The 12,441-nt window shown below is 65.3% G+C and carries 12 protein-coding genes; 4 read left to right on the forward strand and 8 right to left on the reverse strand.

Features of this window, described 5'->3' with window-relative positions; translation table 11 throughout:
- The coding region (locus tag JOZ00_RS13520) for an isochorismatase family protein (RefSeq protein WP_293344463.1) at nt 1-364 on the reverse strand (364 nt) is incomplete at its 3' end.
- Between the two features lie 58 nt (nt 365-422).
- Between JOZ00_RS13520 and JOZ00_RS13525 the strand changes: the two genes are divergently transcribed.
- Entirely contained in the window at nt 423-2,465 is a 2,043-nt protein-coding gene (locus tag JOZ00_RS13525) for an NAD(+) synthase (RefSeq protein ID WP_293344464.1), read from the forward strand.
- A 51-nt stretch (nt 2,466-2,516) separates the two neighbouring features.
- On the opposite strand, the gene JOZ00_RS13530 is transcribed toward JOZ00_RS13525, so the two are convergent.
- From JOZ00_RS13530 to JOZ00_RS13555, 6 genes are all read right to left on the reverse strand, one after another.
- Complete coding sequence (locus JOZ00_RS13530; RefSeq protein WP_293344465.1) at nt 2,517-2,924, reverse strand: hypothetical protein; 408 nt, start codon at nt 2,922-2,924, stop codon at nt 2,517-2,519.
- A 109-nt stretch (nt 2,925-3,033) separates the two neighbouring features.
- Nucleotides 3,034-3,597 (reverse strand): YbhB/YbcL family Raf kinase inhibitor-like protein, encoded by a 564-nt coding sequence (locus tag JOZ00_RS13535; protein ID WP_293344466.1) that lies wholly within the window; start codon nt 3,595-3,597, stop codon nt 3,034-3,036.
- On the reverse strand, nt 3,597-4,157 hold the full coding sequence (locus JOZ00_RS13540) for a 3-isopropylmalate dehydratase (protein ID WP_293344467.1): 561 nt from the start codon (nt 4,155-4,157) through the stop codon (nt 3,597-3,599). Before JOZ00_RS13540 ends, JOZ00_RS13535 begins: the two co-directional genes overlap by 1 nt.
- Entirely contained in the window at nt 4,154-5,401 is a 1,248-nt protein-coding gene (locus JOZ00_RS13545) for an aconitase/3-isopropylmalate dehydratase large subunit family protein (RefSeq protein ID WP_293344468.1), read from the reverse strand. The genes JOZ00_RS13540 and JOZ00_RS13545 overlap by 4 nt, the downstream gene beginning before the upstream one ends.
- Nucleotides 5,392-6,276 (reverse strand): isocitrate lyase/PEP mutase family protein, encoded by an 885-nt coding sequence (locus tag JOZ00_RS13550; RefSeq protein ID WP_293344469.1) that lies wholly within the window; start codon nt 6,274-6,276, stop codon nt 5,392-5,394. Before JOZ00_RS13550 ends, JOZ00_RS13545 begins: the two co-directional genes overlap by 10 nt.
- Nucleotides 6,277-6,286: 10 nt before the next feature.
- A complete protein-coding gene (locus JOZ00_RS13555) occupies nt 6,287-7,717 on the reverse strand; it encodes an MmgE/PrpD family protein (protein ID WP_293344470.1) in 1,431 nt (476 codons plus the stop codon).
- Between the two features lie 89 nt (nt 7,718-7,806).
- On the opposite strand from JOZ00_RS13555, the gene JOZ00_RS13560 reads away from it, so the two are divergent.
- Nucleotides 7,807-8,610, forward strand: coding sequence for a GntR family transcriptional regulator (locus JOZ00_RS13560; protein ID WP_293344471.1), 804 nt, complete (start codon nt 7,807-7,809; stop codon nt 8,608-8,610).
- Here JOZ00_RS13560 and JOZ00_RS13565 read toward each other — a convergent pair.
- On the reverse strand, nt 8,607-9,485 hold the full coding sequence (locus JOZ00_RS13565; RefSeq protein WP_293344472.1) for a ribokinase: 879 nt from the start codon (nt 9,483-9,485) through the stop codon (nt 8,607-8,609). The two genes, JOZ00_RS13560 and JOZ00_RS13565, sit on opposite strands and share 4 nt — an antisense overlap.
- Before the next feature lie 150 nt (nt 9,486-9,635).
- Between JOZ00_RS13565 and JOZ00_RS13570 the strand changes: the two genes are divergently transcribed.
- Both JOZ00_RS13570 and JOZ00_RS13575 read left to right on the forward strand, forming a co-directional pair.
- Nucleotides 9,636-11,843 carry an adenylate/guanylate cyclase domain-containing protein gene (locus tag JOZ00_RS13570; RefSeq protein WP_293344473.1) on the forward strand — a complete coding sequence of 736 codons (2,208 nt, stop codon included), beginning with the start codon at nt 9,636-9,638 and terminating at the stop codon, nt 11,841-11,843.
- A partial coding sequence (locus tag JOZ00_RS13575; RefSeq protein WP_293344474.1) for a mechanosensitive ion channel domain-containing protein occupies nt 11,843-12,441 on the forward strand: 599 nt, incomplete at its 3' end. The genes JOZ00_RS13570 and JOZ00_RS13575, both read left to right, overlap by 1 nt.

Here is a 12,441-nt window from a genome sequence, read left to right on the forward strand (position 1 = left end):
CCTGTCCGGTCAGGATCACCCGCTGAGTGCCGAGACGGTTGAGCAGATACGCCAACGGTGTCGAGTAGAACGCGCTGTGGCGGACTTTCGTGATGGTGCGGCTGCCCGGTACCGGCGCGATCGGGTCTACCAGCTCGGGCCGCGCGCCGTTGCACGCGGCATCCACCAGGTCGGAGAACTGTGCGGTGAAATCGCCGTAGTTGTCGTTGACGTACACCAGGTCCACGTCATTGGATTCGCGTGCCCGCCGGACCAGATCGGCCAGTGGATCGATGATGTTGCCGACGTTGGGTATCAGTGTGTCAGCGTCGGGATGCTCATAACTGTTCATCATGTCGATGACCAAAACGACGGTGTCACTCACGCTGGGGTGATACCCGGCGAATACTTGTTGACACAGCTAAGGCGACAATGGAAGGGCGATGGATTTTTACAACGCTTACAGCCAGGGGTTTGTCCGCGTAGCCGCGTGCACCCACCACGTCGAGATCGGCGATCCGGCGGCCAACGCCGAGGCAGTCTTGCGTTTGGCGCGCGAGTGTCAGGACGACGGCGTCGCGCTCGCGGTGTTTCCGGAGTTGACGCTGTGTGGATATTCCATCGAGGACATCGTGCTGCAAGATTTGTTGCTCGACGATGTCGAACGAGCCATCGAGAACATCGTCGCCTCCTCGACCGATCTGTTGCCCATATTGGTTGTCGGGGCCCCGCTGCGCTATCGGCATCGCATCTACAACGCCGCTGTAATCATCCACCGCGGCGCGGTGCTGGGCGTGGCCCCCAAGTCGTACCTGCCGACCTACCGGGAGTTCTACGAGCGCCGCCAGATCGCACCCGGAGACGACGAGCGCGGCACCATCCGCATCTGTGATATCGAGGTCCCATTCGGTCCCGACTTGTTGTTCGCGGCTTCCGACTTGCCCGGATTCGTGCTGCACGTCGAAATCTGCGAGGACATGTTCGTGCCGATTCCACCGAGCGCGGAAGCGGCGCTCGCGGGGGCGACCGTGCTGGCCAACCTGTCCGGCAGCCCGATCACGATCGGCCGCGCGGAGGACCGAAAGCTGTTGGCCCGCTCGGCATCGGCGCGGTGCCTGGCCGCCTACGTCTACGCCGCCGCGGGCAAGGGCGAGTCGACGACCGACCTGGCGTGGGACGGCCAGACGATGATCTGGGAGAACGGCGAGCTGCTCGCGGAATCCGAGCGCTTCCCCAAAGGCGAGCGACGGTGCGTCGCCGACGCCGACACCGAGCTGTTGCGCTCGGAACGGTTGCGAATGGGAACATTCGACGACAACCGGCGCCACCACCGCGAGCTCGCGGACTCGTTTCGGCGCATCGAGTTTCGGCTGGACCCGCCGTCGGGCGACATCGGGCTAATGCGCTCCATCGAGCGCTTCCCGTTCGTTCCCGCCGATCCGCAACGGCTGCAACAGGATTGCTATGAGGCCTACAACATCCAGGTTGCCGGACTCGAACAGCGGTTGCGCGCACTGCATTACCCCAAGGTGGTCATCGGGGTTTCCGGCGGGTTGGACTCGACGCATGCGTTGATCGTCGCCGCGCGCGCGATGGACCGCGAAGAACGGCCGCGCAGTGACATTCTCGCGTTCACGCTGCCCGGCTTTGCGACCGGGGATCGGACCAAGCGCAACGCCATCGAGCTGTGCCGCGCGCTGGGCGTCACCTTCGCCGAGATCAACATCACCGAGACGGCGCAGTTGATGCTCAAGGAGATCGATCATCCGTTCGGGCGCGGCGAGAAGGTCTATGACGTCACTTTCGAGAACGTCCAAGCCGGCCTGCGCACCGACTACCTCTTCCGGCTGGCCAACCAGCGCGGCGGCATCGTGCTGGGCACGGGTGACCTTTCCGAGCTCGGACTGGGCTGGTCGACATACGGGGTCGGCGACCAGATGTCGCACTATAACGTCAACGCGGGCGTGCCGAAAACGCTTATCCAGCACCTGATTCGCTGGGTCATCTCGTCGGGGCAGTTCGAGTCAGAGGTGCACGAGGTGCTGCAGTCGGTTCTCGACACCGAGATCACGCCCGAACTCATTCCGAGTGGCGAAGAAGAGGAACTGCAGAGCAGCGAGGCCAAAGTCGGACCGTTCGCTTTGCAGGACTTCTCTCTCTTTCACGTGTTGCGCTACGGATTCCGGCCGTCGAAGATCGCCTTCCTCGCCTGGCACGCGTGGAGCGATGCCCGGCAGGGCAACTGGCCGCCCGGATTTCCCGACGACAAGCGGCCGTCGTACTCACTCAAAGAGATTCGGCACTGGCTGCAGATCTTCGTGCAGCGCTTCTACTCGTTCAGCCAATTCAAGCGCTCGGCATTGCCGAACGGACCCAAGGTGTCGCACGGCGGCGCATTGTCGCCGCGAGGGGATTGGCGCGCCCCGTCCGACATGTCCGCGCGAATCTGGCTGGAAGAGGTCGAACGCGAGGTGCCCGAAGAATAGCGCGCGGTCGAGCCCGCCCCCTATCACTGGGCGGGCTCGGGCGAACGCCGGTTACGCCTTTGCGCGGCGCCAGCCTTGGTATTGCAGCTCGGCGAACAGCAAGGTGTAGACGCCGGACGCCAACGTGGCCGTCACTCCGAACGCGGTCAACGGAAACACGTCCGCGAGCACGAGGATGACGGCGGCCACCGTGAAAAGCAGGTTGCCGATCACGACGGCCATGCCGGCGCGGCGTATTGACGGCAGCGTGGCCAGCCCGAACACCAGCACGCCATAGGCGACCAGAAAGACGGCCATCCCGTATTCGAATGCCTTCGTGGTGCCCGAGTGTTCGGACAGCCAGCCGGCCAGCGGAAGGCCGGCCAGGCCGACGATGCCGCTGATGGCGGCGTCGGCGCGCATCGCCATCCGAAGTAGTCCGTCGCGGGCTCGGGTGCGGCCGATCGTGGTAGCAGACATGGTGTTCCTTTCGTGTTGACTCGTCGTGGCTTCGACGGTGCTCGAAAGGCGCTGCCAGATCGACGCCAACCACTGCCAACCACTGCCAACCGCAGGTCAAAGGGGTTGACTAGCCCCGCCGTTCGTAGACACCGGTCAACATGCCCCGGGCCGTTACGTGCCCGCGCATGGCGGTCAGCAGGGCCTTCGCCGAAGTGACGCCGTCGGCAATCGGATGGTCGAGCGCGAACACGTGAAAGCGATAGTGGTGCGGCCCGTGTCCGACAATCGGTCGCGGCCCGGCATAACCGCGGTGACCCAGATCCGCTGGGATGAATCGGAGCCCGGCCGTGCCAGGTTGCAGCGAGCCGGCGGTGATGCCCGGGACGGTCGGTTCGATCACGACGACGGTGTGCAGCAGCGGGCGGGGCAGCGGAACATCGATGTCGTCGATGATGAGCACCACCTGCCGGGTCGTCGGCGGCAGCCCGTCCCACTGCAGTGCCGGGGAGATGTTGTCGCCTGACCCTTTTCGCGAGCCCTTTCCCGCGCTCGACTTGGGCATCGCGCCGCCGTCGGTGAAGGCAGTGCTGGTCACGGCGATGGACTGCGGCGCGGCAAAGCCGCTGTCGTTCAGCGGGCTGCGCTGCGCGCCGGCCCGGACGCGTCGCAAAAGCTTGCCCAAGAACGCCATTACGCGCCGCTCCCTGCGCCGCGCATCGCCACCGCACTGGAGCGCAGCAGGTCGCCCAGTTCGGCGGGCAGATAACCCTGTTCCGCCAGCCTCGGCATGACGCCCCCGCTTTCGATGATGTCGAGTAGCAGGTCGGGCAGTGTGGAAACCGTGCCGGACTCCCCGGTGCTGTCGTTTCGCCACGTGCCGGCGGTCAGGTCGAATGTCCCGGTGTCACCCTCGCTGAAAACGGTCGTGGCATCGGGCACCGTCATCGCCGGCAGGCCGGCGTTGACGGCGTTGCGGAAGAACAGCGAGTTGAATTCCTCGGCGACCAGCCCGGCAACGCCGAGTTCGGTGAACAATGACGCGACCGGTCGTGACGATCCGAGCCCAAAGTTCTTGCCGGCCAACACGATGTCACCCCGCGACACCTGATCGGTCCAGCCGGGCCGGACCTCGTAGAAGATGTGCTTGGCAGCCTCCGGCGGATCCATCTTCATCGCGAACGCAGGGTACATCGCGTCGGTGTTCAGGTTGTCGCCGAACACCCATACTTTGCCGCTAAAAGCGACCGTCATGCCGTCACGCTCCTTGGATCGGTGATGTATCCGGCGATCGCGGAGGCGGCGACCGTCGCCGGTGAGGCCATGAAGATCTGCGCCTCGGTGCTGCCCATGCGGCCGGTGAAGTTCCGGGTGCTCGACGTGATGCAGACCTCGCCGGGGCCGAGCACACCCATGTGGTAGCCGAAGCACGCGCCACACGTGGAGTTCGTGATGACCGCGCCGGCGTCGGCCAGGTCCTGTAAGTAGCCCAACCGCATGGCATCCCGGTACACCGCCTGCGAGGCGGGCGTCACCAACAGCCGCACGCCCGGGGCTACGGACTTGCCGCGCACCACCTCGGCGGCGATTTCGAGGTCCTCGAGCTGGCCGTTAGCACAGGACCCGATGAATGCCTGGTCCACCTTCTGCCGGTCCAGCCGCGAGACGGGAAGCCCGTTGCGGCTCACCGTTCCCGGCCGCGCCACATACGGTTCCAGGGCCGCAAGGTCGATCCGGCGAACGTCCTGATATACGGCGTCGGAATCCGCTGCGGCGGCGTGGTATCCGGTGACACCGCGGTCGCCCAGAAACGACGTCAACACATCGTCGGGCTCGAAGGTGCCGAAGTCGGCAGAGATCTCGGCGCACTGCGTCGCGATGGTGCGACGGTCGTGCATCGGGATGCCGGCCAGCCCGGCGCTGCCGAATTCGAGATTCAGATTGGCTGCGTCGCCGTACTTGTCGGCGATGTGCAGGAAGATGTCCTTGCCGCTCACGGTCGGCGGCTTGACGCCGTCGAGCTCGTAGCGGATGGTCGGCGCTACCTGAAACCACGTCTTCCCGGTGCACATGATCGAGTAGATCTCGGCCGGTCCCAGCCCTCGCGCCGCGGTGTTGTACGCGCCCGCGGCACAGGTGTGAGAGTCGGTGCAGGCCAATATCTCTCCCGGTCTAGCCAGTCCGTTCTCGGCGATGACCTGGTGGCAGATGCCATGGCGGCCAACGTCGTAGAACCGCTCGATGCCGAAGTCGGCGACGAACTTTCGGGCGTGCGGGCCGCCGGCGGCATCTTTGATGGTCGGCGCGGGTACGGCGTGGTCCATCACGACAGCCAGCTTGTCCGGGTCGTGGATGCGGTTGGGCTGTATCCACATGGTGGCGAACTGCAGGTCGATCAGCACGGTCATATCGACGTCGACCACGACGGTGTCACCCGGTGACACCGAGTCCAGACCCGCCTTGCGCGCAAAGATCTTCTCGATGATCGTCATGCCCATGACGGGTCCTTTCGGGCGTAGCGGGTGTCGAGCTCCAGCCACTCGGCCATCCCGACCATGTTGAAGAAGTCGGCGGGTTTGGTGGGCAGATGGGGAGTGATGTCGGTGCCGTTGAGTTCGCACAGGCTTTGCAGCACGCCGAACGTCGCCTGGATCAGCAGATTGCTCGGGTGGATCGCGATGGCGTAGCCCAGCTCCTGCAGTTGCGCCGCGGACTGCAGCGGCGTCATGCCGCCTTGCACCAGGTTGATCAGCAGCGGGGCGTCCACTTCGCTTGCGATACGCTCGATTTCGCCGAGGTCCTGCGGCGCCTCCACGAAGATGATGTCCGCACCGGCTTGCGCGTATCGGTTGGCCCGCTCGATCGCGGCGTCCAATCCCAGCGGGGCGCGTGCGTCGGTGCGGGCGACGATCAGCAGCCCCTCGTCGGATCTGGCATCCAGCGCGGCGGCCAGCGTCTGTTCGAATACCGCCGCGTCGACGACCTGCTTGTCCGGCAGATGGCCGCAGCGCTTCGGAAACACCTGGTCTTCCAACTGAATCGCAGCCACGCCGGCGGCATCGTAGGACCGCACGGTGCGCACCACGTTCATCGGTGCGCCGTACCCGGTGTCCGCGTCGGCGATCAGCGGAATGTCGCCCAGGACGTCAGCGATCATCGCGACGCGGCCGGCCATCTCGGTCGCCGTGACCAGGCCGATGTCGGGCAATCCGAATCCCGAGGCGGCAACGCCCGCGCCGGTCATGTAGGCGGCCACGTGACCGGTACGTTTGGTCAGTTGCGCCGATATGCCGTCGAAAACACCTGGGGCGATAATGAGTTCACGTTTGTTCAGCCGCTCCTTGAGCCGCCGCCGGGCCGGTGTGGTGGTCATGTCTGTCCTTTCAGTCCAGCGCTCCCGCGACGGGCGCGGCGAGCAGATCGATCAATCCGGCTACGTCATCGAACCGGTCGATGTCGACGACGGCCCGCTCGATGGCCTCGGCGCGCCCCCGACTGGTGACCCGGTCGGCCAGCGCGTGAAACTTCGCGACGAGTTCGTCGTTGGTGACGGGGTCGGTGGGCGCGCCGTGCGGCACCGGGACCCTCGATCGGTGCACGGCACCGTCTCGGGTGGTCACCGCGACATCGGTGCGGAATTTCTCGGTGATGTCGGCCTGCGCCAGGGATTCGTCGAGGTGCACCGTCGTGGCGCCGATGAGCGACCAGATGTCGTCGGAGTCAAGGCGATCGGGGGTGAACTGTTCGGGCAGCACGTTGCCGTCGAGCAACGCGGCGGCGGTCGCGTAGCCGATGTTCATCTGGGCGCCGATCGGGGTGAGCGGCCGCTCCGGCAGCCACCAGCCGTGCCGGTAGATCGTCTCGCCGACGGTGATATCGATCTTCGAGATTTCCTCCGGTGCAACCGAATTGCGCAACTTTCGGGCCGCGTCGATCGCTCCCTGCAAGCCGCCCATTGCGGCGTAGGACTTGACCATGATGATGGTCGTCTCCCACCGCTCGCCGAGTTGCCCGGTCAATAGCGTGGCGTCCGGATTGTGGCCCTCGCCGAAAACGCTGAGGAAGCCGCCGTATTCGCGTTCGAATACCCGCTTGATGCCGGTGTAGCCGGCCGCAGCCAGCCCGGCCGCGTAGAAGCCGTTGCGCGCCGCCAGGCCGTGGTGCATGCGTTTGCTCATGGCCTCGTACTGCGCGGCCATCAGGCCACAGGACTGAGTGCCGGCCAAGCCGAGGGCGTCCTCCAGTTGCGCCGGCGCCAGTCCACGCAGTTTGCCGGACGCCATCGCCGCCGAATGGGTGCCGAAGACGGGTCCCGAGTGCCAGCCGCGGTCGAGCATCTCGGTGCCGTGCAGCGTGTAGCCGACTCGCGGACCGACTTCAAAGCCGGCTATCGCCGCGAGTAGGAGATCGGCCCCGGTCGAGGGCTGCGGTTGCGTCGAGGCCGTCGACAGCAGGGCCGGAATGAGCAGCGAGCAGCTGTGCAGCGGGGCCAGGGGATGGAAGTCGTCGAGTTCGAAGCCCTGGATGTAGGTGCCGTTGAGTATCGCGGCCGCGGGCGCGCTGGTCGTGCGGCCGGTTCCGATGACCACGGTGTCGCCGGGGCTCTCCAGGCCGAGAACGGCATTGGTTGCGACTCGTGACCACGGCAGCTGAGCCCCGACCAGTGCGCAGCCGATGCCGTCGAGGAGGAGGTGTTTTGCGCGTTCGACGACCTCCGGCGGTATGTCGTCGAGCGCGAGGTCGGCGACCCAGCCTGCCAGTCGGCCGGTCGGTCCGGCCGGGTCGGTGGCTGCTTGCTGCGAAAGGGCGGTCATTGCATCTCCCATTGCTTGCGGGGTTGTTATATACATATAACAACCTGGGTGGACTGCGCAAGGGAGGCCGTGTGGAAACATTGACCAGCGTGGCTGTGAACGGCGATAAGGGCGGGCCGGTGTCGGCCGCCGCCGGGGTGCCATTGCACCGGCAGCTGTTCTTGGTTTTGCATGACGAGATCGACCGCGGCGTCATCGCCCCCGGGGACCCGCTGCCCACCGAGCAGACCCTGTGCGAACAGTTCGGGGTTTCGCGCATCACGGTGCGCCGCGCGCTGGCGGACCTGGCCGAGCAGGGTTACATCGAGCGCAAGCACGGCGTCGGTTCCTTTGTGCGCCAGCACGGGCCGGCGGAAGTCTCGGCAGGCCGCTCCTACATGCAGGGTCTGCGGCAGACGCAGTTCGAAACCGAGGTCGAAGTCGTCGAGCGCGGTGTGCGCAATCCCCCGCGCGCCATCGCCGAGTTGCTCGAGACGTCTGGGGAACTGCTGCACATTGTCCGGGTGCGGCGGCAACGCCGCACCGGTGAGCCGCTGATGGTGACCGACGTCTGGCTACCGCCCGTATTGGCCGACGTGTTAACGGAGTCCGCGTTGCGACGCGCGCCGCTCTACGACCTGCTGTCGGATGCCGGGGTCGAGGTCGATCGCGTGCGGCACGAGATCACGGCCGAAATCGCCGGACCGCGCAACGCCCATCTGCTTGACACGGCGATTGGCTCCGCGCTGCTCCGCGTCAACCGTCTGGCGTTCGCGGGGGAGACGCCGCATCATCACCTGTCTGTTCTCATGTCACCGAACCGCAGCCGGGTGTTGCTCACCCAGAGCGCCGATGAGATGGAGACCGGCGACGGCCTGCGAATCGCCCACGACGTCGACAGGCAAACCCGCTAGCCCTCTTCTCGAAGCGCGGAGTCGATCGCCTCGGCATCCGGTGCGCAATCACCCGCGCCGGGAACCAATGTGGCCAGCGCACCGGCCGCGCATGCGCGTTGCAACGCGCGCCGCCGCTGCTCCGGCGAACCCGGGTTGGACGGCCAGTTCGCGGCCAGCACACCGGCGAACACGTCGCCGGCTCCGGTGGTGTCCACCGGCGTGACCGTGGGGGAGGACACGGTGTACTCCCCGTCAGCGCCCACGTACCGGGCGCCGCGCGCACCCAGGGTGACCACCAGATGCGGTGGACGCCAAGGCCATTCGCTCGCCTCCTCTTCGTTGGTGATTACCACGTCGGCCGCCGCGGCCAATTCGCGCAGGGAGCTCGGGTCCTGGCCGGCCGGCGACGCGTTGACGACGACGACCGCCCCGCCCGAGCGTGCCTGTTGGGCAGCGGCCGTCGCGGTCTGCACCGGAATCTCCAACTGGGTCAACAACAGATCGCAATCGGCAATCACCTTGCGCACGGCGGGGTCGGCCACCGTGAGGCGCTCGTTGGCGCCCGGCGCGACCACGATGGTGTTCTCGGCGTTGCCGTCGACCACCACGACCGCCGTTCCGCTGGGCCCGGGCGTTTCGACGGTTCCGTCGAGGCGGACGCCGTTGGATTCCAGGTGGGCCCGCAACTGCCCGGCGGCAGCGTCATCGCCGACCGCTCCGACGAACTGCACCCGCGCGCCCGCGCGCGCGGCGGCGACGGCCTGGTTGCCACCCTTGCCGCCGGGGGCGGACGTCAACGACGACGCCAACACCGTTTCGCCCGGCCGTGGCAGGGCTTCCACGCTCAACGACAAATCGAGGTTCACGCTACCCACTACACAGACCTCTGCCATCACGCCGACGTTAGTCGCGCCAAGGTCACCAGCCACGCGAGGGCGCAACCCATATTGAAGCCAAATCGCTTTGCGCAAACGCCAATTTCTTGATGTCCGCGCGATAGTCTGCTGCGTTAGCGGTGCTGAGTCCGAAAAAGGGGTAGGCGATTGACCACCAGCGAGCTAACCGACGCCGAACCCGACTCCGAAAATAGCCCAGAATCCACCCCGGTCTCCAGGGCTGCTCAGCGCACCCGTCAGCCCCTGCTGCGGAACCGATTCCGGTTCGGTATCCAGTCGAAGATCCTCCTCACGATGCTGATATCGAGCATCCTGGGTGTGGCATTGATCGGTCTCATCGGCGCCTTGTCCGGTCGTAGCGCGTTGCGGGAGGTCGAGTCCGAGCGGCTGATCGAGCTGCGCGAGTCCCAGAAGCGGGCGGTCGAGGCGCTGTTTCGGGAAGTGTCGAGTTCGCTGATCGTGTGGAGCGGCGGGTTCAGCATCAACGAGGCGACCACCGCCCTCACCAATGACTTCGCCCAATTGGCCAACTCGACGATCACCCCCGCTCAAGAACAAGCGCTCGTCAACTACTACGACAACGACATGATCAAACCGATCAAACGCGCCACCGGGGACACCATCGACATCAAGGCCGTTTTCCCGAGTTCCAACGCACAGAAATACGTTCAGGCGTACTACACCGCGGGCCCCAGGCCCACTCCCGACTCGCTGCCCGTCGAGGACGCCGGTGACGGCAGCCCTTGGTCGGGGGCAAACGCCCGCTTCGATTTTTACATGCGGGGTATCGCCACCCGTTTCGATTTTCGGGACGCGTTGCTGCTCGACATGCAAGGCAATGTCGTCTACAGCGTGATGAAGGGCCCAGACCTCGGGACCAATATCCTCACCGGCCCGTATCGGGAATCGAAGCTGCGCGACGCATACCAGAAAGCGGTGGCCTCCAACGACATCGACTTCGACTGGATCACCGACTTCCAGCCGTATCAACCGCAACTCGATACCCCCACGGCGTGGGTGGTGTCGCCGGTCGGCATGAACGGCAAAATCAATGGGGTCATGGCCCTGCCGGTGCCGATCGCGAAGATCAACAAGATCATGACAGCCGACAGGCACTGGGATGCCGCCGGCATGGGTCCCGCGACCGAGACGTATCTGGCCGGCCCCGACGATTTGATGCGATCTGATTCAAGGGAATTCATCGAGGACCCCAAGGACTACCGACGCCAGGCCATCGACGCGGGCACGCCGCCGGACGTCGTGGACCGGGCGATCCGGTTGGGTGGCACCACACTTGTGCAGCCGGTTCCGACCGCGGGTCTGCTCGCCGCCCAACGGGGTGAAACCGGGGTAATCAGTGCCACCGATTACGAGGGCAACCAGGAACTGGAGGCGTACGCCCCGCTGAAAATTCCGCATTCCGACCTGCATTGGTCGATCCTCGCGACGCGCGACAACTCCGACGCCTTTGCCCGACTGGGTCGATTCGTCAAAACCCTCGTGATCGCTGTCACCGCATTGGTTTTCGCCATCTGCGTGGCCTCGCTGCTCGTCGCCCAGACGGCGGTGCGACCTGTTCGGCGCCTCGAGGAGGGCACCCGCAAGATCAGCTCCGGCGACTACGACATCAACATTCCAGTCACCGCGCGCGATGAAATCGGTGACCTGACAGCCGCTTTCAATGAAATGAGCCGCAACCTCGCGATCAAGGAGGAGCTGCTCAACGAGCAGCGCCGGGAAAACGACCGGCTGTTGCTGTCGCTGATGCCAGAGTCGGTTCTGCAGCGTTATCGCGATGGCGAGGAGAACATCGCCCAGAAGCACCGGGACGTCGCCATCATCTATGCCGATATCGTCGGCCTCGACGACATCTCCAATGAGGTACCGGAGGACGAATTGGTCTCGACCGTCGACGAATTGTTCCGGCAGTTCGATTCGGCCGCCGAATCCTTGGGCGTGGAACGGATTCGCACATTCCACAACGGCTACCTCGCCAGCTGTGGCGTGGTCACACCGCGACTGGACAGCACTCACCGCAGCGTCGACTTCGCGCTCGAAATCGGCCGCATCATCGACCGGTTCAACAGCCAGACCGGTCATCACCTGGGCCTGCGGGTGGGGGTCAACACCGGCAACGTGGTGAGCGGATTGGTGGGCCGCTCCGGCCTCGTCTACGACATGTGGGGTGGCGCGGTCAGTCTGGCCTATCAAATGCACAGTGGCGCACCGCAGCCGGGCATTTACGTCAGCTCGCAGGTATACGAGGCGATGCGCGACGTGCGGCAGTTCACTGCCGCCGGCACCATTTCGGTCGGCGGTACCGATCAGGCGATCTACCGATTGTTGGAGCGATAGTGCGCGTATTCCAGTTTCCGTGGTTCTACTGGGCGGCCGGCGTCGCGATCGGATTGCCGATCGCGATGATCCTTCTCACCGAGCTGCACGACGCGCTACGTCGCAGGAACAGCCACCTGGCCCGGCAGGTCAACCTGCTGCGCAACTATCTGCTCCCGCTGGGTGCGCTGTTGTTGCTGCTCGTAGGGGCCTCTCAGGTCCCGGCCAGCGATATCCCGGTACGGGTACTGACCACGGTATTCGGCCTGCTGGTACTGGTGCTGCTGCTGTCCGGCCTCAACGCGACCATGTTTCAGAGCGCACCCGAAAAGAGCTGGCGCAAAAGGCTTCCCGCCATCTTCCTCGATGTCGCGCGCTTGGGTGTGATCGGCGTCGGCCTCGCGATCATGATGTCCTACATCTGGGGCGTCCGGATCGGCGGCCTTTTCACCGCGCTGGGCGTCACGTCCGTCGTGATCGGCCTGATGCTGCAGAACTCCGTCGGCCAGATCGTCTCGGGCTTGTTCATGCTGTTCGAGCAGCCCTTCAAGATCGACGAATGGCTGGACACGGGGACGGTGCGCGGGCGGGTCATCGAGGTGAACTGGCGCGCCGTGCA

It is taken from the genome of Mycobacterium sp., from assembly GCF_019243155.1.
GTDB lineage: Bacteria > Actinomycetota > Actinomycetes > Mycobacteriales > Mycobacteriaceae > Mycobacterium.

Excerpts from the sequence above, each read along its gene's own strand:
- JOZ00_RS13525 (WP_293344464.1), top strand. The coding sequence starts at position 423 with ATGGATTTTTACAACGCTTACAGCCAGGGGTTTGTCCGCGTAGCCGCG.
- JOZ00_RS13530 (WP_293344465.1), bottom strand. The coding sequence starts at position 2,924 with ATGTCTGCTACCACGATCGGCCGCACCCGAGCCCGCGACGGACTACTT.
- JOZ00_RS13535 (WP_293344466.1), bottom strand. The coding sequence starts at position 3,597 with ATGGCGTTCTTGGGCAAGCTTTTGCGACGCGTCCGGGCCGGCGCGCAG.
- JOZ00_RS13540 (WP_293344467.1), bottom strand. The coding sequence starts at position 4,157 with ATGACGGTCGCTTTTAGCGGCAAAGTATGGGTGTTCGGCGACAACCTG.
- JOZ00_RS13545 (WP_293344468.1), bottom strand. The coding sequence starts at position 5,401 with ATGGGCATGACGATCATCGAGAAGATCTTTGCGCGCAAGGCGGGTCTG.
- JOZ00_RS13550 (WP_293344469.1), bottom strand. The coding sequence starts at position 6,276 with ATGACCACCACACCGGCCCGGCGGCGGCTCAAGGAGCGGCTGAACAAA.
- JOZ00_RS13555 (WP_293344470.1), bottom strand. The coding sequence starts at position 7,717 with ATGACCGCCCTTTCGCAGCAAGCAGCCACCGACCCGGCCGGACCGACC.
- JOZ00_RS13565 (WP_293344472.1), bottom strand. The coding sequence starts at position 9,485 with ATGGCAGAGGTCTGTGTAGTGGGTAGCGTGAACCTCGATTTGTCGTTG.